The sequence below is a fragment of the Pseudomonas sp. RSB 5.4 genome, assembly GCF_037126175.1.
Taxonomy (GTDB): Bacteria; Pseudomonadota; Gammaproteobacteria; order Pseudomonadales; family Pseudomonadaceae; genus Aquipseudomonas; species Aquipseudomonas fluorescens_H.
Genome location: NZ_CP146986.1, coordinates 2,080,833 through 2,103,772 on the forward strand (window position 1 = coordinate 2,080,833; position 22,940 = coordinate 2,103,772).

Genomic DNA, 22,940 nt, shown 5'->3' on the forward strand with positions numbered 1-22,940 from the left:
AGGGCATTCGGCAAAACATCCTTGTCAGCGCGGCAGATCGTCCGGCAAGCGGCGCCGGCGTCCCGTGAGCATCGACAACGGCAAGTTGTCGCGCAGCAGAAAACTTTCGAACAGCGCGGCGGCGATGTGCAGGCAGACCAGCACCAGCAGGATGTCGGTAGCGGTTTCGTGCACCTGCAACGGCCAGTCGGCGCCCCACAAGGCATCGACCTCTTCCATGGCCCAACCGCTCAAACCGGCGATAAACATCGCCAGCAACATCAACAGCATCACCAGCGCACCCATCGGCGAATGCCCAAGACGATGCTCGGGCCGTCCGGCAATCAACGAGCGCGCATGGGCGAACAGCCGCGTCGGCGTCGGCCAGAAATCCGCCCAACGCGCACTGCGCGGCCCGACGAATCCCCACACCAGCCGTACCAGCAGCCAGCCCATGGCGTAATAGCCGAGCCACACATGCCAGTCATCACCGGCTTCATTGAAGAAGTAATTGGCGACGAAGACGCCCGCGATGGACAGATGAAACAGCCGCACCACGGGGTCCCACAGGCGCAGGGACGTGCTCGGCATCAGCCCTTGATCTCGGTTTTCACCGCTTTGCCGCTGACCGGGTCGTGGTAGATCTCGACCTTGCGCTTGTCCTTGTCAAAGCCATAGATCTCGTAGCAGTTGCCGTCGGTGACCTTGAACTTGCTGATCTCGTAGCCCTGGGCCTTGAGTTGTTCCTGAAAGGCTTTCTGGTCTTGCCATTGCGAGCGTTCGGCGGTGGTGCATTGCGGGCCGGCGACGGCCAGCGGGCTGGCAACGATGAGGGACAACAGCAGAAGTTTGCGCATGGAAACACTCTCGCTCGATGAGGAAGGCCTCACTGTGCAAAAGCAACCTTAGTCGAAGCTTAGTTGGCAACGAGTCGTTACATCTTTCCCGTCGGGTCAGCTGCCACAGCCGGCTGCACAGCGGCATGATGCCGCCGGTCAACCGCCGTGTTTCCTCAAGAGAATCCGTTATGCGCCTATTGCTGGTCGAAGATGATCGCGCCCTCGGTCAAGGCATTCGCGTTGCCCTCGGCAGCGAAGGCTACACCCTCGACTGGTTGCAGGATGGGGCCAGCGCCCTGCACGCCCTGCGCAGTGAGAGCTTCGACTTGCTGCTGCTCGACCTCGGTCTGCCACGGCTCGACGGCCTGACGCTGCTGCAACGCTTGCGCGGCGAGCAACAGGACTTGCCGGTGCTGATCCTCACCGCCCGCGACGGCACCGCCGAACGCATCGCCGGGCTGGATGCCGGCGCCGACGACTACCTGATCAAACCGTTCGACGTCGATGAACTGAAAGCACGGATTCGCGCGTTGCTGCGCCGCAGTCAGGGCCGTGCGCAACCGGTGCTCGAACATGCCGGCGTGTGCCTTGATCCGGTCACGCAGCAGGTCACCTGGCACGGCACCGACGTGGTGGTGACGCCGATGGAATATCAACTGCTGCATCAACTGATGGCCCGCCCCGGCAAGGTCGTCACCCGCGAACGTCTGTCCCGGGCGCTGTATGGCTGGCAGGACCGGGTCGAGAGCAACACCCTTGAAGTGCTGATCCACAACCTGCGCAAAAAACTTTCGAGCGAGTTGATCCGCACCGTGCGCGGTGTCGGCTATGTGGTGGAGCTCAAGCCATGATTTCCATACGTGCGCGGATTCTGGTGCCGGTGCTGATTCTGGTATTGATCGGCGATCTGCTGATCAGTTGGCTGGTGCTGCGCGACAGTCACCATGAAATCGAAGAGGTCTACGATGCCCAACTGGCGCAAAGTGCGCGCCTGCTGCAAGGCGTACTGGCCCAGCGCGCGCCGGGCGACAACGACTGGAGCCGGCTCTATCAGGCCTTCGATGAAGCGATGAGCCGGGTCGGCGACGGCGAGGCTGCGCACCCATACGAAACCCGTCTGACCTTTCAGGTCTGGCGCAGCGACGGCCAATTGCTGGTGCGCTCGGCTGAAGCCCCGGAGCTTGCGGCGCCGCCCACCACCCTCGGCTCCCATGACCTGATAGAGAACGGCCGCGACTGGTGTGCGTTCCTGCTCAAGGATCCGCAACAGGGGCTGCTGATCTGGGTCGGCGAGCGTGACGACATCCGTCAGGACCTGATCGAGCGCATCGTCGGCCACACGCTGTGGCCGAGCCTTATCGGCGTCCCGCTGCTGGCCGCGCTGATCTGGCTGACCATCGGTTGGGGCCTGCAACCGCTGCGCGCGATGGCGCAGAGCATTCGCGGACGTGACACCGAAACCCTGAAACCGCTGCACCTCAGCCCCCTGCCCCACGATCTGGAGCCGATGCAGACGGCGCTCAATCGTCTGCTGCAACAGATCGACAATCTGCTGGCGCGGGAGCGGCGCTTCATTGCCGACGCCGCCCATGAGCTGCGCACACCGCTGGCGATCCTGCGGATCCACGCGCAAAACGCGCAACTGGCGGCGACCCCGCAACAACGCGAAGAGGCGCTGGAGTATCTGGTCAGCGCGGTGGATCGGGCGACGCGTATCGCCAGTCAATTGTTGACCATGGCGCGCATCGAACCACACCTGGCCAATCCCGAAACCCGCACCGTGGAACTGACCGAACTGGTGCGCGAAGAACTCGCCGAACTGGCACCGCTGGCCCTGGAAAAAGACGTCGAACTGATCCTCGACAGCGACCACCACTGCCCGGTCGACACTGACCCGGTGGCCCTCGCCATCGCCTTGCAGAACCTGGTGACCAACGCCCTGAACTTCGCCCCGCCGGGCAGCGAGGTGCGGGTCCAGGTGCAACCGCAGGCGGGCGGCGCGGTGTACATCAGCGTCGAGGACGCCGGCCCCGGTATCAACGAGCAGGAATACGCGCGGCTGTTCGAGCGTTTCTACAGCCACGGCCACGGTAACGGCGCGGGACTGGGGCTGGCGATCGTGCAGATGATCGTCAGCAAGATCGGCAGCACGCTGCAGCTGTACAACCGGCCGCAGGGCGGGTTGTGTGCGGAGTTACGGATCAATGAGGCCCCCTTGGCTTAGCGCTGCTCACGTCAGATTGAAACGCTGCGTGAAGATTCGCTGTGGCGAGGGAGCTTGCTCCCGCTGGACTGCGCAGCAGGCCTTCTGATGTTCGGCAACGAAAGGGCCGCTTCGCGACCCGGCGGGAGCAAGCTCCCTCGCCACAGAGTCTTGCGTTTATTGATCGTCTCGATGTTTTTGACAGATTTTTCATGTTTGGCTGGTATGCTGCCAGCCCTCGTTGGGGAGTAGCCTGTTTCCGAGTCCCTCGGAAGCGTTCGTATCAACATTCTCGGCAACATGCCGTGGTACGAACACCTTTTGGTTGGTGAGACCGACGACACATCCATGCCTAAAGTCGGGCGTGTGGTTGTGTCGTTGACTCATAGCCCGACTGGAAGTGTGCCCCCGTGAATCCTGTTTCCCTCATATTCCTCGCTCTGGCCATGTCCACGGACGCGTTCGCCGCGGCCATCGGCAAAGGCTCCAGCCTGCACAAACCACGTCTGACCGAAGCACTGCGCACCGGCCTGATCTTCGGCGTGATCGAAGCCATCACCCCGATCATCGGCTGGCTGATCGGTCAGGCCGCCACCCGCTGGGTGGCCGAATGGGACCACTGGATCGCCTTCACCCTGCTGGTGATCCTCGGTCTGCACATGATCTACAACGGCCTGAAACACGAAGACGAGGAAGAAGAAAAGCCCGGCCAGCATTCGTTCCTGATTCTGGCAGTCACCGCGTTCGCCACCAGCATTGACGCCCTCGCAGTCGGCGTCGGCCTGGCGTTTGTCGACGTGAATATCTGGGTGGCGGCAGCGGCCATCGGCGTGGCAACCATGACCATGGTGACCATCGGCGTGATGCTCGGCCGGGTACTCGGCGCAGTGGTTGGCAAGCGTGCGGAAATCGTCGGTGGCGTGGTGCTGATGATCGTCGGCGCGACCATTCTGTACGAGCACTTGTCAGCCTGATTCAGGCGCGGATCAGCGCCGCCAGTGTCATCGCGTTGCCCAACGCGGCGCCACTGGCGGTGTTGTCGAAGATGCACCAGACGCTGGTGCCTTCAGCAGCGCAGAGCTGCATGTTCTGCGCAAGCTGCTGCAGATAAGGCAGCTCATAAGCACTGTGATAAATCCGTGGCGCGCCATGCAGTCGCCAATAGCGCACACCCGCCCAGCCCTGCGCCGAGACATCGCTACTGATTCGCGATGGATCGACCATGACCTGGGCAATCCGATACGCCTGCAGCATCGGCTCCGCCATCACCCACGATTCATGCCGTGGCTCCAACACCACATCACCCGCGAATCGTTGGCGCAACGCCACGAAAAACGCTTCTGCACGTGCCGGCTCAAAGGCCAGCGACGGCGGCAGTTGCACCAGCAAGCATCCCAGCCGATCGGCCAAGCCCTCGCACTGCCCGAGAAACTCATCCAGCGCTCGCTCACAGTTTTGCAGACGCAATTCATGAGTAATCTGCTTCGGCACCTTCACTGAAAAACGAAAGCCTGGCGGCACCGAATCCGCCCAGCGCGCATAGGTCTGACGCCGATGCGGGCGATAGAACGAGCTGTTGATTTCCACACATTCGAGCCGCGCCGCATAACGCTGCAGATGCGTGCCCTCGGCCGGAAACTGCGGCCAATACTCACGCCCCAGACTCCAGCCTGCGCAACCGATGAACATCAAAAAAGCACCTTCGCCGCTTCGCGCATAAAAATCTCCACGGTCTTCGTTCACAAACTTGGGATTCGACGAAACACCTGTGGGAGCTGGCTTGCCAGCGAAGGCGTCGACACATCCACAATCGCTGCGCCTGACACACCGCCTTCGCGAGCAAGCCCGCTCCCACAATTTCGGCGGCGTTCACAGATTGGGGGTACGACGAAACACCTGTGGGAGCTGGCTTGCCAGCGAAGGCGTCGACACATCCACAACTTCTGCACCTGACACAGCGCCTTCGCGAGCAAGCCCGCTCCCACAATTTCGGCGGCGTTCACAGATTGGGGGGACGACGAAATACCTGTGGGAGCTGGCTTGCCAGCGAAGGCGTCGACACATCCACAACTTCTGCACCTGACACAGCGCTTTCGCGAGCAAGCCCACTCCCACAGGTTTCAGCGGCGTTCACAGATTTGGGGCACGGCGAAGCTCCTATGCGGTTATTTTTTGCCTGGAAGGACGCTCGCCAGCACCTGCTTGGCGGCTTGCACGATGACGCCCGCCTCGTCCGGGTCGCCCTTGAGCAGGGTCGTGGCAAATTTCTTCGCCTGTTGGAGCGTGATGTGCGGCGGCAACGGCGGTACGTTGGGATCGGTCTTGAACTCGATCAGCACCGGCACCTCCGAAGCCAATGCCTGCTCCCAAGCGGCGGCAACGTCCTCTTCGCGGTCGACGAAAATCCCTTTCAGGCCGATGGAAATGGCGAACAGGTGATACGGCACGTCGGGGATGCTTTGCGAGGCTTCGAACTTCGGATCGCCCTCCATCACCCGCTGTTCCCAAGTGACCTGATTCAGATCCTCGTTGTTGAACACCGCGCAGATCCACTTCGGACTGTCCCACTGGCGCCAGTATTTGGCGACGGTGATCAGCTCGGCCATGTTGTTCATCTGCATCGCGCCATCCCCCACCAGGGCAATCACCGCGCGCTCGGGATGGGCGAACTTGGCGGCAATCGCGTACGGCACGGCAGCCCCCATCGAAGCCAGTCCGCCGGACAGCGAACACTGCATGCCCCGGCGGATTTTCAGGTCACGGGCGTACCAGTTGGCGCAGGAGCCCGAATCGCTGGTGATGATTGCCTGATCCGGCAGACGCGGTGACAGTTCATACACCACCCGCTGTGGATTGATCGGTGTGGCTTTGGCCATGGCACGCTTTTCCAGGGTCTTTTCCCAGCTGCCGCGCCAGCCTTCGATCTTTTTGCGCCACTTGCGCGAGGTCTTCTGTTCGAGCAACGGCAGCAACGCAGCAAGGGTTTCGGCGGAGTCACCAACCAGATTGACCTCCATCGGATAACGCAGGCTGAGCATGTCGGGTTGCAGGTCGATCTGCACGCCGCGCGCCTGACCTTCCTTGGGCAGAAATTCGGCATAGGGGAAACCCGAGCCAATCATCAGCAAGGTGTCGCATTCGTTCATCATCTTGTAGCTCGGTTCGGTGCCCAGCAGACCAATGCTGCCGGTGACCCACGGCAAATCGTCCGGCAGCGCAGCCTTGCCGAGCAACGCCTTGGCGACCCCGGCACCGAGTTTTTCCGCGATGGCGATCACTTCATCCGTCGCCTGCAACGCGCCGGCGCCCACCAGAATCGCAACCTTTTCACCGCTGTTCAGAACGTCGGCGGCGCGCTGCAGATCCGCCTCGTAGGGCAGCACTTTCGGCTTGGTGTAACCGACGCCAGAGTGCGCGGTGCCATGCGCCCGCGCCGGTGGTTCGTACTCAAGATCCTGCAAATCATTGGGCAGGATTATCGCTGTCACCCGCCGCTCGCCAACCGCTGTGCGCACGGCGCGGTCGAGCAGATGTCGTACTTGCGACGGCGCCGACGCCTGCTGCACAAAAGCCCCGGCCACATCCTTGAACATCGAGACCAGGTCCAGCTCCTGCTGGTAATGGCTGCCAAGTGCGGTGCGCGCCTGCTGACCAACAATCGCCAGCACCGGTTGGTGATCCATGCGGGCGTCGTACAGCCCGGTAATCAAGTGCGTAGCGCCGGGGCCTGAAGTGGCAATGCACACACCTAGTTCGCCCGTGAACTTGGCATGGGCCGAAGCCATGAACGCGGCCATTTCTTCGTGCCGGGCCTGAACGAATTCGATCTTGCCATTGGCTCGGGCGAGCGCGCCGAACACGCCATTGATGCCGTCTCCCGGATAACCAAAAATCCGCGTGACGCCCCATTGGCTGAGCCGCTCAACCAGAAAATCTCCCACTGTCGTCGTCATCTCGTTCCTCGCCTGTCACCGATGCATGAAGCCTTCCCGGCGAAACATCCGCCGGGAAGTACAAAGGTCTGGACAGCCGGGAAGAGCGCGAAGTTTCGATTGTTTTTGCCATTAGCCAGTGGCGACGGGTACAACCTGCGACCACTCGGCCTCATCGATTTGAGCAAGACTCAGGTGCGCCGTCTCCTTCAGAAGAAACGAGCATAGCGCCACGATACCCAGCGCAACCGCGCCGTAAACCGCCACCCCGAAGGCGTTGTGATTGTTGGCGATCAGAATCGCTGTGGCCGCACTTGAAGCGGTCCCGCCGCCCAGCGCCGCACCGATCTGATAAGCCGCCGACATCCCCGAATAACGCATGTGTCGCGGAAACTGTTCAGCCAGAAACGCCGGAATAGGCCCCTGCGTCGCGCCCATGAACGCACCGATGGCGATGTAGGCAGCGGTAGAAATCAGCAGACTCTTGAGGCCGACCAGCGGGAAAAACGCAAAGAAGCCGAGAGCCATGATCACCGCGCCGAGGATCATCACCTGGCGGCGGCCGATCCGGTCGGACAGCAAGGCAAACAACGGCGCGGTGATCACGATGGCGATCGACAGCGACAAGTCGAATACCAGCGCATCGGTACTGCCATAGCCCAATTGAGTGGCATACGACAGAAAGAACGTGCTGCCGATGTAGGCGATGGTCACGTAGCCGAAAGCGATGCCGGTGCACAACAGCATGGCTCTGGGCCGCGCACGCAGCGCTTCAAGCAGCGGCATGCGCACGTGGGCCTGCGGTTCGGCGGGTTGTTCAAGCGGTTTGTGCAGGCGCGCATACAGACCGATCAGCACCAGCACCCCACCGAGCCAGAATGGAATGCGCCAGGCAAATCCGGCCAGGTCATCGTGTGATGCGACACTGACAATCGCGAACACCCCGGCACCGAGAATCCCGCCGATACCGATGCCCATGCTGGTGAAACTGCCCCACAGCCCACGTCGCCCGGGCGGCGCCGACTCGATGCCGAACAGCGCCGCACCGCCCCACTCGCCACCGGCGGCGAAACCCTGCACCAGTCTGAGCAGCACCAGCAACACCGGCGCGCCCGCACCAAGGGTTGCATAGCCCGGCAGGCACCCGATCAACAGCGTGCTCAGGCCCATCAACAGCAGCGTGATCACCAGCATTTTCTGCCGGCCGAGTTTGTCACCGTAATGCCCGAACACCATGCCGCCAAGGGGCCGGGCGAAGAACCCGGCGCCAAAGGCGCCGAAGGCCACCAGGGTCGCGGTCAGTGGAGCCATCTGCGGAAAAAACACTTGGGGAAACACCAGCGCGGCGGCGGTGCCGTATATCACGAAGTCATAGAACTCCAGGGCGGTGCCCATGCCGGAGACGAAAAACGTCCTCAGCGCTGACGGGGAACCGCTCTTGCGATCAATCTCGGTAGCCATGTGCATTGCTCGTTTTGTTTTTATTGGAGGCCGCGATTCAGAAACGCAGATAGCCGTTTCGGGCGAGCTGTTTGGGGTTGCCGGCGGCGTATTCGAGGACGCTGTTCTCGGTGTCGATGCCGATGGTCAGCAGAGTCTCCCAGCGTTCGGTCGCCGGCATGCTCAGATCCGGGTGGAAGCAGATCGGCGCGTCTTCACCCGCCTCGCCACACATGGCGTCTGCCCGATGGCTCAGGTTGCCACTGGCCATGTTTTGCAGCGCCGCGTTGACGTGATCGAAACGCGCGTACGTCGTCGAGGCATCCGGTGTGCGCTCGCCGAGGCTCAGTTCGGGATCGAGGAAGTGGTTGGTGTGGGTGATCCAGCCCTCGGCATCGGGCCGCACCACTGCGGTGAATGCTGGCGACATTTCAATGCTCACCGCACGCGGGCTTGAGTCCTCGCGGGAGAACACGGTCAGCACCGTGGAGGCGCTGACCCGCGCTGAACGCGCCAGCGCAATCGCTTCGTCAACGCTGCTGGCTTCTTCAAGGATGCGCCGGGCAATCGCATGTACCGGCACCCCGGCAGATCCATTGTCACTGACGTGATGCAGGATGTTGAAGTGAAGGCCCAGCCCGGCGCTGTTGACGCCGATCTTGCCGAGCATGCCGAACTCGGTGAACAGTTTGACCGTCATGCCCGCGGCCGTAGTCAGCTGCAGAATCAGCCCGTTGGGCACCAGCGAATCGTGCCAGTCCCAGGTCTGGATGCTGCGCGGCGCCAGTGCGCCGTGGGGGGCGAACACGGCGGTCGAGCACTCGCCTTCGGTGGACGCCGGCATTACTGCGAGGATCTCGGTACGGGCATTCAGGCTGGCGAGCTGCCAAAGCGGCACCCCGGCACCTTCAGCAGTGGCGACGAGCTCTTCGGCGAGGCTCGGGCACCAGCCTTGGAGGGTTTGCAGACTGGCTTCACCGATGGCCTGCACCTGTGCCAGGGGAACACCGACCTGATTGAAGAAATCCAGATAAAGCGCCACCGTCTGGCGGATCTGCGCGGCCCAGGTAGTGCCAATCTGCTGCCCGCGAGTCTGCGGGTTACGGGTGTCGGTGACGAAGCAATGAACATTCACGAAAAAATTTCCTTGTTGTCGTTTTGAAGGGCTGCCGTCACGGTTTACGGCGGTAGATTTCGCGACCGGCGAACCAGGTGTTGAGCACCTGGGTGTCGCGCAGAGCGGCGGGCTCGACCGTGAACACATCGCGGTCGAGGACGATCATGTCGGCCTGCTTGCCGGGCTTGAGCGAACCGATCTGGTCTTCAAGGCGCAGCACCTTGGCCGCGTTGAGGGTGTAGGCCTGGAACATGACTTGGCGGTCGATGTCTTCGGCGGCGTTGAGCACGCCTTTCGGGCCTTTGCGGCTGACGGCCTGATAGATCGCCTTCCACGGCTCCGGGGTAGTGATCGGCCAGTCGCTGGCACCGGCGATGGTCGCGCCGTTCTTCAACAGCGAGCGCGCCGGATAGGTGTACATGAAGGCCATCGCGCTGACGTAAGGCTTGACCAGGTCCATGCTCGACTCATCGGCGGCAGCCCAGAACATCTGCATCGAGGCGATGACATTCAGCGCCTTGAAACGAGCGAACTCCTTGGGATTGACCATTTGCAGGTGAGTGATCGAATGGGCGATGCCACTCTGACGATCCTTGCGCGCCTGCTCGATGCCGTTAAGCGACGCACGCACCGCGCGGTCACCGATGGCGTGGATGTGCACCAGCCAGCCGCGCGCATCGGCAGCGCTGACCAGCTCGCCGAAGTGCGCCGGGTCGATCAGCAGCTCACCGGTCTTTTTCGAGTTGCGGTACGGCTCGAGCATCGCCGCGCTTTGCGCCGGCACTTCGGCCACGCCGTCAGCGAAAATCTTGATCCCCGGCAAGGTCAGATTGCTGACTCCGAGGAACTGTTGGCGCACCTTGTCCAGCTCATCGAGGTCGGCCGGTCTGGCCTTGGAATCCGCCATCAACAGCGCCGCGACGTGGGCGGTGAGTTCGCCGTTTTCCGAGAGTTTTTTGTAGGTCGGCAACACACCGAGCGAGGTGTTGGTAACGTCACTGCCCGGGACTTCGTTGGCGAGCGGGTCCATCCATCCGGTGATCCCCAGGCTCTTGTAATAGTTCAACGCCGCGCGCCCAGCGGCCAGCAAGGTGTCAGCGGTCGGCGGCGGCAGCAAGGCCTGCACCGGGTACAGTCCGGCATCGACGAGGAAGCCATCCGGGCTGCCGTCGGGGTGATGGCCGATGGTTGCCTGCTCTTCGCCCTTGAGCGTTTTAACTTTCTCTGCCGTGACGCCAGCGCGTTCAAGCATCGCCCGATTGGCCCAGCCGGTGTGCAGATCCCAGCCCAGCAGGAGGATCGGCTGGTTCGCCCATTCGCCCTGATTGAAACGCTGCTCGAGGGCGGCGATATCGCTCCAGTAGGTCGACGGCAACCCGCCGACACTGAGGAAATCTCCACGCTGCGCCTTGCCGTCCTGACGCCATTGGCGCAGGCGTTGTTCCAGTTGATCAAGCGGCAACAGTTGCCCGTCGAGGTTGGCCTGCAACATCTGCAGACCGCCCTTGATCGTGTGGGAATGCGAGTCGATGAAGCCCGGCATCAGCACTTTGCCGTGCAGGTCGATCACTTGCGTGGCCAGCGTCTTCAGGCGCATCACCTGCGCATCCGTGCCCACGGCGAGGATCTTGCCGTTCTCCACCGCGACCGCTTGCTGCAAGGGCTGGCCGGGTTCGGCGGTGTAGACCTTGGCGTCGTGCAGGATCAGATCGGCGGACGCCAGACTTTCCAGTGAGGCACAGGCCAGTGCCGATGACACCATCAGGGTCAGTAGCTGCTTCATGAGGCTTCTCGTTATTTTTGTTAGGCTGCGAACAAGCCTATCCAAGCCTTGGCGATAACTGAATGCCACCTCGCGCACAACTTCTGTGCCCAGCAGGAATAGATCAATGGACAAGATGAGTGCTCTGACGATGTTCGTCGCCACCGCCGAACACGGCAATTTCAGCCGCGCCGCCGAGGTGCTCGGCAAGACTCCGTCAGCGCTGACCAAAGCCGTGGCGCAACTGGAAGACGAGCTCGGCACGCGGCTGTTCGACCGGACGACCAGACGCATGGCGTTGACCGAGGCCGGACGGATTTATCTGGATGGCGCGCGGCAGGCGCTGATGCAACTGCAACTGGCCTGCGAGGGTGTCGAACAGCTCAGGCACGAATTGAGCGGCGGCCTGCGCATCACCGCCCCGCCCTCCTTCGCCCCGGCGTTTCTCAACGACGTCTGCTGCCGCTTTCTCGACGCCCACCCACAGGTGCATCTGGAAGTCGACTTGAGTGACAGCTATGACGATCCGGTGGATGGCGGTTACGATCTGGCGCTGCGTGACGGCCCGATCGATCTGCCGGGCGTGATCGCCCAACCCATCGTCGAGAATCAGGTGGTGCTGTGCGCCAGCCCGACGTATCTGGCGCGCAAGGGTCAGGAGGTGTCACTGGACAACTATCAGCAGCACGACTGGCTGATCTTTCGTCACCCGCTGCTCAACCGGCATTTCTGGTGGGTCAAGCAAGGTGACCGGAGGATTCGCCTGACCCAGCCGAGTCCACGCGTGGCCAGCGACAACTACGACTTCCTGCTGGCCTGCCTGCTGAAGGGCCAGGGCCTGCAGTTTCTGCCGCAATGGAGCGCCGCGCCGTATCTGGCTAGCGGCGAACTGGTGGAAGTGATGCCCGAGTACTGGCGCGAGCCAAGCGCATTCGGCCCGTGGATTTACGTGTTGTACCTGGCCCACCGGCGCAACACGCGCAAGGTCAAAGTGTTTATCGAATTCTTGAAGGCGCACTGGCGCCCACTGCCACAAGGGACGAATGAAAATGGATCTGCCACAGACATGGCGCCAGCGTTTCGCTGACACCCGCTACGAACAGCAAACCATCGGCGAATCCCGCGCCGATGTGTTCCGCCTGACGCCCGCCGGATCAGCGCCGCTGTTCGTCAAATCGGAGCCGCGTATCAGCTTCTCCGAATTGCCTGGCGAAGTGCAGCGCCTGCGATGGCTGGCGGAGCAGGATCTGCCGGCGGCGCGCGTGCTCGACAGCGTCGAAGAAAGCGAGCGCTTCTGGTTGCTGATGACCGCTGTACCGGGACGCGACCTCGCCAGCAGCGAACATCTCACGCCGCAGCAAATCGTCTCGCTGGCGGCGAATGCCTTGCGCACGCTGCATGCAATCGACATTGAAGACTGCCCATTCGATCATCGCCTCGACGCGAAAATCGACCTGGCCCGCGAGCACCTGTTGGCCGGTTTGATCGACGAAGAGGATTTCGACGACTCGCGCCTCGGCCAAAGCGCCGAAGCGCTGTTCGAGCAGATGCTGGCCGCACGCCCGGACAGCGAAGACCTGGTGGTGACTCACGGCGACGCGTGCCTGCCCAACCTGCTCGCCGACCACGGTCGCTTCAGCGGTTTCGTCGACTGCGGGCGGCTGGGCATTTCCGACCGTTTCCAGGACCTTGCACTGACAGCCCACAGCATCGCCTACAACCTCGGCGAGCAATGGGTGCCGGCATTTTTCGAGGCTTATGGAGTGCAACCGGATCTGCGAAAAATCGCTTTCTATCAGTTGCTCGACGAGTTTTTCTGAGGCACGCATCAACGATGCGGATGCACCGTCAGCGCTACCAGTTTGATCACAATCGGCCGCACCACGAGGATGCACAGAAAGGCCACCGGCATTGCCAGCTTGTAAGCGTGCAACGCATTACTCAGGTAGTCGTTATCAATCCCGGAATTGGCGGCGGTGATCACCAGCGACATCAGGAACGCCATGATCGTCGCCATGTACAACGCAAACACATAGGGTGTCGCCCGCGGCGACAGCTTGCGCCGGCTGAGATACAAGGCATCGGTGGTGGTTCTTTGATTCATAGGGCTTTTCCATCCATTGACAGGGAGTCGGCACCTTAGCAAAGCCCCCCTGCGCGCAACTAGACGGCCCGCCACAGGTACTTTATAAAGCACAACTTACGAATCAAACCCATGCGGCGGGACACGGATGAATCTGTTGGCGGCGATTGCCAGTTTTATCAAAGTGGTCGAAGCCGGCTCCATCGTCGGCGCCGCCAAGACGCTGGGTGTCAGTGCGGCCGCGGTGAGCCAGACCCTCAATCGCCTCGAAACGCACCTCGGTGTTCGCCTGCTGCAACGCACCACCCGCAGCATGGCCCTCACCGAAAATGGTGCGCTGTATTACGAAAAGGTCAGACGCATCGCGGCTGATCTGGAGTCGGCGCAAAGTGCGATCGTCAGCGATGAAAGCGAACTGCAAGGGCGTTTGAGCATCGCCTCCACCAGCGCATTCGGCCGCCACGTCCTGGCGCCGTTACTCGCCAGTTTCGCCGCGCTGCATCCGCGCCTGCTGGTCGAGCTGTCGACCACCAACGGCAAGATCAATCACATCCAGGACGGCATCGACCTGAGCCTGCGGATCAAGCCGCAACTGGAAGATGGCATCGTCGCGCGCCGGATTGTTTCCCTGCCCTTTGTCTTCTGCGCCGCTCCCGCCTACCTTGCGCACGCCGGCGTGCCGCAATCACCGCAGGACCTGCAACATCACGCCTGTCTGGCGTTCCGTTATCCATTGGACGGGCGTTTTCTGCGCTGGGGTTTCCTCCGCAACGGCGAGCGCTACGATGCCCCGATCAACGCCACCGCCATCAGCGACGACATCGATGTTCTGACGCAAATGGCAGTCAACGGCGCGGGCGTTACGCGCCTGGCCGAATTCGTCGCCGCGCCCTATCTTGAAAGCGGTCAGCTGGTGCGACTGTTTGAAAATCTCCAGGGGGACGCTCACGCTTATGTCGAACCGATGGACATCTACGCCTGCGTGCAGGAGCGAGCGGCGATGACGCCCAAGGTCAGAGCCTTCATGGATTATTTGACGGAACACTTGAAGAGGCGCTGGCCGATCGAAGATGCTTTGGCCCCGTCGTTTCACGCGCCCACTGAAAAGGATTTGCAGTGAACACTCCCCGCTACGCAAAAGGCTATGGTCAGCCCCCCTTATATCTGGCATCGATCAACTCGACTGATTCGATGACCGGCAATCTGGTTTTCGCCGGCGCTGCGGCCGGAAAAATCCACATGGCGTTCACTTCACACGTCGAACTGATACGCCTGCTCAACGCACTAATGCTTGCGCGTGTACCTTTTGCTGTCGGAGGCATGTGCCCGGGTCCTGCGGAGGAAGCAGGTTTGCTGATCACCAACGGAGAGCTTGCAGGAACTTATATCGAGCTGTCCTGGACTGGCCCGCAGGAATGGGTTCTACGCCAGATGACCAACCGCTCTGACCAATGGCAGTTGGAACCTGAGGTCAGCAAGATTGCCAACACGTCATTCGATCCGGAATCGCTAAAAACCTCTTCTCGGAACTTGCGAGGCAGTTGCCTTTGCGGTGCCGTCAAATACCAGATCAACTCAAATCCAAAAGCGGTTTCTCACTGCCACTGCACGCAGTGTCGCAAAAGCCATGGAGCCGCATTTGCCAGCTATGGCAGCGTGCTGCGTAAAGACCTTGAATTGTTGGAGGGCACCGAAGACATCAAGTCTTATCCATCCTCTGAAGCAGTGTTGCGCCAATTCTGCTCTCACTGCGGCGCTTCGTTGTTCTGGTCACGCATTCAAGGCGAGTTCTCGGAGTGGATCTCAATAGCACTGGGAACACTGGATACCGCTTTCACCCCCGATAAACAGCAGCATGTCGAGGTGACATCCAAAGCGTCATGGTATGAAATTCAAGATCACTGGCCACATCGCGAGCGTTGAACCGTCGATCAGAGTCTCGTTTCCTGCCGCCGCGTCGATCTGCTTAACTGGAACATTGCAACTCCCCACCACAGGAGATCGGCAATGCAGCTCACAACCCCGTTTGCGGTGTTATTGATGACGACCAGCCTCGCCGGTTGCGCCGGGTCAGCTGGCTCCAGCGTGAACCTGCCGTTGACCGCCACCCGTCAAAACACCGGGCAGATCGGCAATGTCACGCTGTCCGACTGGGGCCAGCAAACCAACTTCAGCTTCTTCATCAGCGGCGCGCCGAGCGGTGCCTCGCTGCCCTTGCGCCTCTATGCCTTTATCAACAAGGGCAGTTGCCAGCAGCCGGGACCGGTGGCCTATGCGTTGAACGACAGGGTCAATACCGAACGACAGGCGATTCGTGGCTGGACGTTTTCCCGGAGCGCGCCGGTGGCCCTGTCGCTATTGCTGTCCGGCGATTACTCCGTGGTAGTGCGCACGGCGGCGACCGATGGCAGCGTGGATATTTTTTGCGCGGATCTGCGTCAGGGCAGCATCACTAAATAGCGCCGGGCGAATCATCAGCCCCCTCAAACTGCCGGCTATAGGCGCTCATCTGCTGGGTGATCCACTCGCGGAAAACCATGGCATTGGTGCTCTGCTCAAAGGGTTGCGGCGATAACAGGCAATAACTCGAGCCGTCGCGAATGAAGCTGAACGGCGCGATCAATTGGCCGGATTTGAGCTCGTCCTGAACCATCAGAAACGACGCCATGGCAATCCCTTGCCCAGCTAACGCCGCTTGAATGCACAGATAGAAGTGTTCGTAGTCGACCCGACTGACCTGCACCGTGGTCATGTCGGCCAGTCGAAGCCAGTTATCCCACGCCTGTGGGCGCGTCTTGCTGCGCAGCATGCAGGCACCGCGCAAATGATCGCTTGCAGGACGACTGGACGGCACGCAGACCGGGCCGATCCACTCCTCACAAAGGGTCACCCCATGCACGGTCTCGTCCCAATGAAAATCGTCGCGCCGGATCGCCAGATCAACGCCTGAACGAGCGAAGTCGATGGGCCCGCCGGCCGTCAGCAATTGCACCTGCAACTGTGGGTGTGCGCTGTGGAAGTAAGGCAAGCGCGGGATCAGCCATTTCATGGCGATGGTCGGCTCGCAGGACACCACCAGCACGTCATCGTGGACTTCGCGTTGCAGACGATAAACAGCGCTTTCCAACTGTTCGAACATCGGCGCGGTGACATTGAACAGCAAGCGCCCGGCGTGGTTGAGAAAGATCGCCCGATTGCGCCGCTCGAACAATTCCACGCCGATCGCCTCCTCCAGCAAGCGCACCTGGCGGCTGACCGCACCGTGGGTAACGTGCAGAAGCTCGGCAGCTTTTACAAAACTCTGGGTCTGGGCGGCGGTATTGAAGAAGCGAAAGGCAGCCAATGGAGGAAGGTTCATATAGGCGATGATTTCTCACAGATTTTCGCGACTATAAATCGTTTTTTTTGCCGAAGACACTTCTCCATCATGGCGCCGCTCGCAGACTCTGGAGTAGATGCGCATCAATGACTGTTGGTCATTGGGCAGATCGAGGCTCGACATCTGTGAATTCAAGTAGCGCAAATATCGTCAGGGAGAGCAGGAATGAACGAGTTGTTTTTGGTAATCGCCATCACCATTCTGGCTGTGATCAGTCCCGGGCCGGACTTTGCCATGGTCACCCGCAACAGTTACGCCTATGGCCGGCGAAGCGGTTTGCTGGCTGCGCTGGGCATTGCCTGCGGCGTGCAGGTTCATGTGTTCTACACCGTGTTCGGGGTGGCGCTGATCATTACTCAATCGCCGGTGCTGTTCTGGATGATGAAGCTGCTGGGTGCCGGTTACCTGGTCTATCTGGGCATCAAATCCTTCACCAATAAATCTGTACTGACATTTACCGAGGCGGGCGCTTGGGCACCCAGTGCCTGGAAGGTGTTCTGCTCAGGCTTTCTGACCAATGCACTGAATCCGAAAACCATGCTGTTCGTGGTGGCGGCGTACAGCCAGGTGGTGGAGCCAGGCAGTTCCCTGACAGCAAACTTCGCCTATGGCTTGTTCATGTCGTTCACGCACTGGGCGTGGTTCAGCCTGGTTGCCCTGTTTTTTTCAACGGATCGATTACGCCGCCGGATGCTGGAAAAACAGCGGCTCATCGACAAGGTGATTGGTACGGCACTGATTGGTCTGGCGGCGTGTTTGATGATTCCAGGGGTTGCACAGTCCTGAGGTAGAGCGTTTATGCTGTCGAGTCTGATACCTGCCGAGGTATCTCTCGGCAAACCCACGATGAGGCCCATTTCATGAGTAAAGCGCCCTACGTACCGCCCAAGGTCTGGAAACACGAAGCCCCTTCCGGCGGCCAGTTCGCCAATATCAACCGCCCGATTGCCGGGCCGACCCATGAAAAGACGCTGCCGGTGGGCAAGCATCCGTTGCAGCTGTATTCGCTGGCGACGCCCAACGGCGTGAAGGTGACCATCCTCCTGGAAGAATTGCTCGCATCGGGGCATGCTGGTGCCGAGTACGATGCGTGGCTGATCCGCATCAACGAGGGGGATCAGTTCTCCAGCGGTTTTGTCGAGATCAATCCGAACTCGAAGATTCCGGCGCTGCTCGACCACAGCGTACAGCCGCCGATTCGGGTATTCGAATCCGGTTCGATCCTGCTGTATCTGGCGGAAAAATTCGGCGCCTTCCTGCCGAAAGATCCCGCCGGCCACACGGAAACCCTGAACTGGCTGTTCTGGCAAATGGGCGCAGCGCCTTATCTGGGCGGCGGCTTCGGGCACTTCTATGCGTATGCGCCGGAGAAGCTCGAATACCCGATCAACCGCTTCACCATGGAAGCCAAGCGTCAGCTTGATGTGCTTGACCGGCGCCTTGGCGAGAGCCGCTACCTGGCCGGCGACAGCTACACCATCGCCGACATCGCGGTCTGGCCATGGTACGGGCAGCTGGTGCGCAATAACGTGTATTCGGCGGCTGAATTCCTCGCAGCCCAGGAGTACACCCACGTGCAACGCTGGGCAGAAGAAATCGCTCAACGCCCTGCGGTGATCCGTGGCCAGCGCGTCAATCGCACCTGGGGTGACGAGGCCAGCCAAGTTCCTGAACGGCATCAGGCCAGCGATCTGGATTGACGCCGCGCTCCCACAGGGATCCGGGATCACAGCAATCATTGTGGGAGCGGGCTTGCTCGCGAAGGCGCCGGGTCAGCCAACACTGACATCACAGACCCACCGCTTTCGCGAGCAAGCCCGCTCCCACAGGGATCCGGGTTGGACATGAGGATTTGAGAGCCCCAGCAATTACAGTGGGACTTGTGCTGGACTTGGGCATCCGCAATCAGCCGCAATCCTTGTGGGAGCGGGCTTGCTCGCGAAGGCGCCGGGTCAGTCAACACTGGCATCACAGACCTACCGCTTTCGCGAGCAAGCCCGCTCCCACAGGGGTTCGGGTTGGACATGAGGATTTGAGAGCCCCAGCAATTACAGTGGGACTTGTACTGGAATTGGGCATCCGCAATCACCCGCAATCCTTGTGGGAGCGGGCTTGCTCGCGAAGGCGTCGGCTCAGTCAACACTGACATCAGACCTACCGCTTTCGCGAGCAAGCCCGCTCCCACAGGGGTTCGGGTTGGACATGAGGATTTGAGAGCCCCAGCAATTACAGTGGGACTTGTGCTGGACTTGGGAATCCGGGATCACAGCAATCTTTGTGGGAGCGGGCTTGCTCGCGAAGGCGCCGGGTCAGCCAACACTGACATCACAGACCCACCGCTTTCGCGAGCAAGCCCGCTCCCACAGGGGTTCGGGTTGGACATGAGGATTTGAGAGCCCCAGCAATTACAGTGGGACTTGTGCTGGAATTGGGCATCCGCAATCACCCGCAATCCTTGTGGGAGCGGGCTTGCTCGCGAAGGCGCCGGGTCAGTCAACACTCACATCACAGACATACCGCTTTCGCGAGCAAGCCCGCTCCCACAGCAACATGAGTGCGCGACGCGCAATGCCCTGTTTCGCAAGACCCACCGGATAAACCCATCTCCACACCACCACTGTCACCGAAGGATCTGCAATGCCCCCTGGAAAACGTGAACTGGCGCAAATCGAGCGGCGCTTGATTGCCACGCTCACTGACGCGTGTGAGACCGCAAAAGGCGAAATCAAAGGTTTCACCTGGCTCACCCACACCGCTGATTTGAACGCGCTGGCTCAAACCCTGAAAGTCATCTGGGTGTTCGAAACCGAGGCCGACAAAAATCTCGCCCTGACTGACGCCAAGGCACGCATCCATGAACTGACGGCTGCTGCTCTGCATGAGGCCAACATCGATGTGTCTGTTTCAGACCGCAACGTGCGTTTCGACTCCGAAGAGGAATGCCAACGCACTTACGGTGGCAACTGGCGTAATCGTCTGGCTAGGTATTCCTAGCCCTTGCGCTGCTGCTGATACTGCGCAACCAGCTTGTCGAGGAACTCGAACAGTTTCAGGTTCATCTGCTCATAAGCATTGGTTCGTAGCATCGCCGGCTGCTGAACGAAACGCCGATCCACCGCCGCCGCCAACTCGTCGCCGGACGCGGCAATCAAGCGCTCCACGACCTCCGTCGTGAACTCCATATGGCACTGGAAGCCGTAGACCAGATCGCTGTACTCGACAATCTGACGCGGGCAGCCCTCACTGACGGCAAGGATCTTCGCCTGCGCCGTCAGCCCCGGCATATCGTTGTGCCAATGCCCCACTTCGAGCTTATCGCCGAAGTGCGCAACCTTGGCGTTGCTCTTGCCCGCCTCAGTCAAGGTGATCGGAAAATTGCCGATCTCCTTTTCCGGACTATGGCCATGTGCTGCACCCAGCGCTTCGCCGAGCAATTGCGCACCCAGGCAAACACCGACCACTGCCTTGTTCGCGTTGATCGCTCTGACGATCAGATCGCACTCGGCGGCCGCATCGAAATGCGGGCATTGCTCTTTGCTCGTCGCCGGCGATTGCGGACCGCCCAACACCACCAGCAGGTCGATGTTCTCGACGCTGGCAGGCAACGCGTCAAACGCATGAACCCGCGAATAGCTCGCTTCATGGCCACGTTCGCGAACCCAGGTTTCATAGGCGCCGGGCGATTCGAATGCTTCGTGAACCACGAAATGAACGTTCATTGGAAATCCTTGGTGAGGAGCAGGATGAGTGATGCGCGAAAGACTATATGACACTTCGTGTCATTGACAAGTCCGTTGCTGGAGCTGAGCTGCCAACTCCGCAATCACTTCTCTCAACCGGTCACATTCGACTCGACAAGATGAACCTCCACTGCACTGCGCCCCGCTAACCACGCGAGCACCGACGCAACCACCAATACCGTAGCGCTCAGCTCGAAGGTGGCTTGATAACCGCTCAGATCAAATGCCAGGCCACCGACGATTGCCCCGGCTGCGATAGCCAGTTGAACAATGGCCACGAGCAAGCCGCCCCCGGCTTCGGCATCCTCCGGGAGCGTCTGCGCCAGCCATGTCCACCAGCCAACGGGAGCCGCCGTGGCGACCAGCCCCCACAGTCCGAGCAGCACTGCGCTGAGCAACGGCGATGCGCCGAAGTTCACAAGGGCCAGCGCAATCACCGCCATGATCAGCGGGATAACCGTCAGCGTGCGGTACAGGCCGGTGCCGAGGAATCTTTCGATCACAAAGGTCCCGATGAAACCGGCAAGCCCCAGCCCCAGCAGCATCAACGACAGGGTTGCAACGCTGACCCCGGTGACGACCTCCAGAAAGGGCCGCAGGTAAGTGAACAGCATGAACTGCCCCATGAAAAATACGCTGACAGCGACCATCCCCAAGGCGACCGGCCATTGCTTCATCAGCCGCAGGGCGTTGCCGCCACCGGCCTGACGCTCGAGCTTGAAGGACGGCAGACTGATCAGCAGCCACACGGCCGCCAGCGCGGCGACCGGAACCACGCAGAAGAATGCGCCGCGCCAACCTATCAGCGAGCCGAGGAAGCTGCCCGCCGGAGCGGCGATTACTGTCGCCAGCGCGTTCCCGCCGTTGACGATCGCCAGTGCCCGAGACACTTGGTCAGGCTGCACCAGACGCATCGCGGTCGCCGCCGACAACGACCAGAAACCGCCGATCGCGATGCCGATCAGGGCCCGCCCGAACATGAACGAGGGGTAGCCCGGCGCGAACGCGACCACCGTACCCGACACGATCATCAGCAAGGTCAGCCCCAGCAGCAACTTCTTGCGCTCGACACGCGCGGCGACCGCGGCAATCACCAGACTGGTCATCAGGGCGAATGCACCGGACACGGAGATCCCCTGCCCGGCCTGGCCTTCGCTGATGTGCAGTTCGGCGGCAATGGGCGTCAGCAGGCTGACCGGCATGAATTCTGAAGCGACCAGCGCGAAGGCGGCCAACGACATGGCCAACACTGCGCTCCAGCCGCGCTTTTCTGTAGAAAGGGAAGTCATTGGAACTACCTGTATTGCGAGAGGCGTCCGGGCGATTGCCCGGACGCGCTGTTGTTCACGGTGCCTGGATCGCGTTTTCGAATCGCGCCAATCCTGTAATGGTTTGACACATTCTCCCGGTCGATTGACCTCTGCCCTAGTGCATTCCTCTTGAATGCTTGCCTGATCCTCTGAGGTTGCAGGGTGATGTATAGGAAACCGCTGTGCAGCGGACTAGAGTTCGATCAACAGGAGTTGCCCGACATGATCACTACCCCGCTGCGCCACGAATCACCTTTGGCGTTGAACATCGACCCGCGCGTGAGCGAACCGGGTGACTTCGCCACGGCCATATCCGGGCTGTCGCTGTTTCGTCGCGACCAGCCGGTGGCGCCGGCCGTGTGCATGATCGAGCCGAGCCTGATTCTCGTGGGCCGTGGGGAAAAGCGCTTGTGGGTCGGGGGTGAGGGTTACCGCTATGACCCTTCGCGGTTTCTGGTCACCTCACTGGATCTGCCCGCCAACTCTGAAGTGCTGGTTGCCAGCCCCGAACAGCCCTGTGTCGGGCTGGTGCTGAAACTGGATGTGAGCATGCTCGCCGAGGTCATCACCAAGGTGGGCTTGCCGGCCAAGCGGCATTCATCCACGGGTTCAGGCGCTGGCATTGGCGACATGTCGTGCGCGCTGGAAGGCGCGCTCGAACGCCTGCTGGCACTGCTCGATGAACCCGAGGCGATCCCGCTGCTGGCGCCGCTGATCCTGCGGGAAATCCACTATCGGCTGCTCCATACCGATCAAGGTGCGCGGCTGCGGCAGATCACTGCCGTCGATGGCCAGGGTTATCGCATCGCCAAAGCCATCGACTGGCTCAAGATCAACTACACCGCGGCGCTGCGCATCGATGAGCTGGCGGCACGGGTGCAGATGAGCGCACCGACCTTTCACCACCACTTCCGCCAGCTCACCGGCATGAGCCCGCTGCAGTACCAGAAGTGGCTGCGATTGAACGAGGCGCGCCGACTGATGTTGATGGAACGTCTGGACGTTTCGCGAGCAGCGTTTGCGGTCGGCTATGAAAGTCCCTCGCAGTTCAGCCGCGAATACGCACGCCTCTACGGCACCGCACCGAGTCGTGACATGGCGCTGCTGCGGGGCGAACCCTTCGCCGCAGAAACGCTGGGCAACACGGCCAGTTGAG

The 22,940-nt window shown here is 61.0% G+C and carries 23 protein-coding genes and 1 riboswitch; of the genes, 12 read left to right on the forward strand and 11 right to left on the reverse strand.

The features are described from left to right. Positions 1–24 precede the first annotated feature (24 nt). Together V9L13_RS09095 and V9L13_RS09100 are read right to left on the reverse strand one after the other, a co-directional pair. Positions 25–570, reverse strand: coding sequence for a cytochrome b/b6 domain-containing protein (locus tag V9L13_RS09095; protein ID WP_338802262.1), 546 nt, complete (start codon positions 568–570; stop codon positions 25–27). Continuing rightward, positions 570–836, reverse strand: coding sequence for a PepSY domain-containing protein (locus V9L13_RS09100; RefSeq protein WP_007960465.1), 267 nt, complete (start codon positions 834–836; stop codon positions 570–572). The genes V9L13_RS09095 and V9L13_RS09100 overlap by 1 nt, the downstream gene beginning before the upstream one ends. Before the next feature lie 170 nt (positions 837–1,006). Between V9L13_RS09100 and V9L13_RS09105 the strand changes: the two genes are divergently transcribed. The 3 genes from V9L13_RS09105 to mntP all read left to right on the forward strand — a co-directional run bounded on the left by V9L13_RS09105 (position 1,007) and on the right by mntP (position 3,995). Beyond that, positions 1,007–1,669, forward strand: a complete 663-nt coding sequence (locus V9L13_RS09105; protein WP_338802263.1) for a response regulator — start codon at positions 1,007–1,009, stop codon at positions 1,667–1,669. Beyond that, on the forward strand, positions 1,666–3,042 hold the full coding sequence (locus V9L13_RS09110; RefSeq protein WP_338802264.1) for an ATP-binding protein: 1,377 nt from the start codon (positions 1,666–1,668) through the stop codon (positions 3,040–3,042). The genes V9L13_RS09105 and V9L13_RS09110 overlap by 4 nt, the downstream gene beginning before the upstream one ends. 210 nt (positions 3,043–3,252) lie before the next feature. Then, positions 3,253–3,425, forward strand: a riboswitch (yybP-ykoY riboswitch). A 6-nt stretch (positions 3,426–3,431) separates the two neighbouring features. After that, positions 3,432–3,995 carry a manganese efflux pump MntP gene (gene mntP / locus V9L13_RS09115; RefSeq protein WP_103522490.1) on the forward strand — a complete coding sequence of 188 codons (564 nt, stop codon included), beginning with the start codon at positions 3,432–3,434 and terminating at the stop codon, positions 3,993–3,995. A gap of 1 nt (position 3,996) precedes the next feature. Here mntP and V9L13_RS09120 read toward each other — a convergent pair whose 3' ends face one another. From V9L13_RS09120 to V9L13_RS09140, 5 genes are all read right to left on the reverse strand, one after another. After that, positions 3,997–4,710, reverse strand: coding sequence for a DUF72 domain-containing protein (locus V9L13_RS09120; RefSeq protein WP_338802265.1), 714 nt, complete (start codon positions 4,708–4,710; stop codon positions 3,997–3,999). Positions 4,711–5,186: 476 nt separating this feature from the next. Next, positions 5,187–6,974, reverse strand: a complete 1,788-nt coding sequence (locus V9L13_RS09125) for a thiamine pyrophosphate-requiring protein (protein ID WP_003225815.1) — start codon at positions 6,972–6,974, stop codon at positions 5,187–5,189. Between the two features lie 111 nt (positions 6,975–7,085). After that, on the reverse strand, positions 7,086–8,414 hold the full coding sequence (locus tag V9L13_RS09130; protein WP_338802266.1) for an MFS transporter: 1,329 nt from the start codon (positions 8,412–8,414) through the stop codon (positions 7,086–7,088). Between the two features lie 37 nt (positions 8,415–8,451). Then, complete coding sequence (locus V9L13_RS09135; protein ID WP_338802267.1) at positions 8,452–9,528, reverse strand: C45 family peptidase; 1,077 nt, start codon at positions 9,526–9,528, stop codon at positions 8,452–8,454. A gap of 37 nt (positions 9,529–9,565) precedes the next feature. Then, positions 9,566–11,293, reverse strand: a complete 1,728-nt coding sequence (locus V9L13_RS09140; RefSeq protein WP_338802268.1) for an amidohydrolase — start codon at positions 11,291–11,293, stop codon at positions 9,566–9,568. A 106-nt stretch (positions 11,294–11,399) separates the two neighbouring features. On the opposite strand from V9L13_RS09140, the gene V9L13_RS09145 reads away from it, so the two are divergent. Further along, on the forward strand, positions 11,400–12,359 hold the full coding sequence (locus V9L13_RS09145; protein WP_338802269.1) for a LysR family transcriptional regulator: 960 nt from the start codon (positions 11,400–11,402) through the stop codon (positions 12,357–12,359). Then, on the forward strand, positions 12,322–13,092 hold the full coding sequence (locus V9L13_RS09150; protein ID WP_338802270.1) for an APH(3') family aminoglycoside O-phosphotransferase: 771 nt from the start codon (positions 12,322–12,324) through the stop codon (positions 13,090–13,092). Before V9L13_RS09145 ends, V9L13_RS09150 begins: the two co-directional genes overlap by 38 nt. An 8-nt stretch (positions 13,093–13,100) precedes the next feature. On the opposite strand, the gene V9L13_RS09155 is transcribed toward V9L13_RS09150, so the two are convergent. Continuing rightward, a complete protein-coding gene (locus V9L13_RS09155) occupies positions 13,101–13,376 on the reverse strand; it encodes a DUF2798 domain-containing protein (protein WP_003225824.1) in 276 nt (91 codons plus the stop codon). A gap of 127 nt (positions 13,377–13,503) precedes the next feature. On the opposite strand from V9L13_RS09155, the gene V9L13_RS09160 reads away from it, so the two are divergent. From V9L13_RS09160 to V9L13_RS09170, 3 genes are all read left to right on the forward strand, one after another. Further along, positions 13,504–14,475 carry a LysR family transcriptional regulator gene (locus V9L13_RS09160; protein WP_338802271.1) on the forward strand — a complete coding sequence of 324 codons (972 nt, stop codon included), beginning with the start codon at positions 13,504–13,506 and terminating at the stop codon, positions 14,473–14,475. Positions 14,476–14,885: 410 nt separating this feature from the next. Continuing rightward, complete coding sequence (locus V9L13_RS09165) at positions 14,886–15,278, forward strand: GFA family protein (RefSeq protein WP_338802850.1); 393 nt, start codon at positions 14,886–14,888, stop codon at positions 15,276–15,278. 84 nt (positions 15,279–15,362) lie between these two features. Next, positions 15,363–15,815 carry a hypothetical protein gene (locus V9L13_RS09170; RefSeq protein WP_338802272.1) on the forward strand — a complete coding sequence of 151 codons (453 nt, stop codon included), beginning with the start codon at positions 15,363–15,365 and terminating at the stop codon, positions 15,813–15,815. Here the strand turns inward: V9L13_RS09170 and V9L13_RS09175 are convergent. Continuing rightward, entirely contained in the window at positions 15,808–16,713 is a 906-nt protein-coding gene (locus V9L13_RS09175) for a LysR substrate-binding domain-containing protein (RefSeq protein WP_338802273.1), read from the reverse strand. The genes V9L13_RS09170 and V9L13_RS09175 overlap by 8 nt on opposite strands. A gap of 186 nt (positions 16,714–16,899) precedes the next feature. Here V9L13_RS09175 and V9L13_RS09180 point away from each other — a divergent pair, with 186 nt between their 5' ends. From V9L13_RS09180 to V9L13_RS09190, 3 genes are all read left to right on the forward strand, one after another. Next, complete coding sequence (locus V9L13_RS09180; RefSeq protein WP_338802274.1) at positions 16,900–17,520, forward strand: LysE family transporter; 621 nt, start codon at positions 16,900–16,902, stop codon at positions 17,518–17,520. A gap of 74 nt (positions 17,521–17,594) precedes the next feature. Next, complete coding sequence (gene yghU, locus V9L13_RS09185; protein WP_338802275.1) at positions 17,595–18,434, forward strand: glutathione-dependent disulfide-bond oxidoreductase; 840 nt, start codon at positions 17,595–17,597, stop codon at positions 18,432–18,434. Positions 18,435–19,371: 937 nt separating this feature from the next. Next, complete coding sequence (locus tag V9L13_RS09190) at positions 19,372–19,728, forward strand: hypothetical protein (RefSeq protein ID WP_338802276.1); 357 nt, start codon at positions 19,372–19,374, stop codon at positions 19,726–19,728. On the opposite strand, the gene V9L13_RS09195 is transcribed toward V9L13_RS09190, so the two are convergent. After that, entirely contained in the window at positions 19,725–20,453 is a 729-nt protein-coding gene (locus V9L13_RS09195) for a type 1 glutamine amidotransferase (protein WP_338802277.1), read from the reverse strand. The genes V9L13_RS09190 and V9L13_RS09195 overlap by 4 nt on opposite strands. A gap of 113 nt (positions 20,454–20,566) precedes the next feature. Then, positions 20,567–21,763: an MFS transporter gene (locus tag V9L13_RS09200; RefSeq protein ID WP_338802278.1), complete on the reverse strand. Its 1,197-nt coding sequence runs from the start codon at positions 21,761–21,763 to the stop codon at positions 20,567–20,569. A gap of 243 nt (positions 21,764–22,006) precedes the next feature. On the opposite strand from V9L13_RS09200, the gene V9L13_RS09205 reads away from it, so the two are divergent. Further along, the gene (locus tag V9L13_RS09205; protein WP_338802279.1) at positions 22,007–22,939 is read left to right on the forward strand and encodes an AraC family transcriptional regulator; all 933 of its coding nucleotides are present in this window, start codon (positions 22,007–22,009) and stop codon (positions 22,937–22,939) included. Position 22,940: the final 1 nt, after the last annotated feature.

What these genes read in the sequence shown, in the direction of transcription:
- V9L13_RS09095 (WP_338802262.1), bottom strand. Translation starts at nt 570, where the DNA reads ATGCCGAGCACGTCCCTGCGCCTGTGGGACCCCGTGGTGCGGCTGTTT.
- V9L13_RS09100 (WP_007960465.1), bottom strand. Translation starts at nt 836, where the DNA reads ATGCGCAAACTTCTGCTGTTGTCCCTCATCGTTGCCAGCCCGCTGGCC.
- V9L13_RS09105 (WP_338802263.1), top strand. Translation starts at nt 1,007, where the DNA reads ATGCGCCTATTGCTGGTCGAAGATGATCGCGCCCTCGGTCAAGGCATT.
- V9L13_RS09110 (WP_338802264.1), top strand. Translation starts at nt 1,666, where the DNA reads ATGATTTCCATACGTGCGCGGATTCTGGTGCCGGTGCTGATTCTGGTA.
- V9L13_RS09120 (WP_338802265.1), bottom strand. Translation starts at nt 4,710, where the DNA reads ATGTTCATCGGTTGCGCAGGCTGGAGTCTGGGGCGTGAGTATTGGCCG.
- V9L13_RS09125 (WP_003225815.1), bottom strand. Translation starts at nt 6,974, where the DNA reads ATGACGACGACAGTGGGAGATTTTCTGGTTGAGCGGCTCAGCCAATGG.
- V9L13_RS09130 (WP_338802266.1), bottom strand. Translation starts at nt 8,414, where the DNA reads ATGGCTACCGAGATTGATCGCAAGAGCGGTTCCCCGTCAGCGCTGAGG.
- V9L13_RS09140 (WP_338802268.1), bottom strand. Translation starts at nt 11,293, where the DNA reads ATGAAGCAGCTACTGACCCTGATGGTGTCATCGGCACTGGCCTGTGCC.
- V9L13_RS09145 (WP_338802269.1), top strand. Translation starts at nt 11,400, where the DNA reads ATGGACAAGATGAGTGCTCTGACGATGTTCGTCGCCACCGCCGAACAC.
- V9L13_RS09150 (WP_338802270.1), top strand. Translation starts at nt 12,322, where the DNA reads ATGGATCTGCCACAGACATGGCGCCAGCGTTTCGCTGACACCCGCTAC.
- V9L13_RS09155 (WP_003225824.1), bottom strand. Translation starts at nt 13,376, where the DNA reads ATGAATCAAAGAACCACCACCGATGCCTTGTATCTCAGCCGGCGCAAG.
- V9L13_RS09160 (WP_338802271.1), top strand. Translation starts at nt 13,504, where the DNA reads ATGAATCTGTTGGCGGCGATTGCCAGTTTTATCAAAGTGGTCGAAGCC.
- V9L13_RS09170 (WP_338802272.1), top strand. Translation starts at nt 15,363, where the DNA reads ATGCAGCTCACAACCCCGTTTGCGGTGTTATTGATGACGACCAGCCTC.
- V9L13_RS09175 (WP_338802273.1), bottom strand. Translation starts at nt 16,713, where the DNA reads ATGAACCTTCCTCCATTGGCTGCCTTTCGCTTCTTCAATACCGCCGCC.
- V9L13_RS09180 (WP_338802274.1), top strand. Translation starts at nt 16,900, where the DNA reads ATGAACGAGTTGTTTTTGGTAATCGCCATCACCATTCTGGCTGTGATC.
- yghU (WP_338802275.1), top strand. Translation starts at nt 17,595, where the DNA reads ATGAGTAAAGCGCCCTACGTACCGCCCAAGGTCTGGAAACACGAAGCC.
- V9L13_RS09190 (WP_338802276.1), top strand. Translation starts at nt 19,372, where the DNA reads ATGCCCCCTGGAAAACGTGAACTGGCGCAAATCGAGCGGCGCTTGATT.
- V9L13_RS09195 (WP_338802277.1), bottom strand. Translation starts at nt 20,453, where the DNA reads ATGAACGTTCATTTCGTGGTTCACGAAGCATTCGAATCGCCCGGCGCC.
- V9L13_RS09200 (WP_338802278.1), bottom strand. Translation starts at nt 21,763, where the DNA reads ATGACTTCCCTTTCTACAGAAAAGCGCGGCTGGAGCGCAGTGTTGGCC.
- V9L13_RS09205 (WP_338802279.1), top strand. Translation starts at nt 22,007, where the DNA reads ATGATCACTACCCCGCTGCGCCACGAATCACCTTTGGCGTTGAACATC.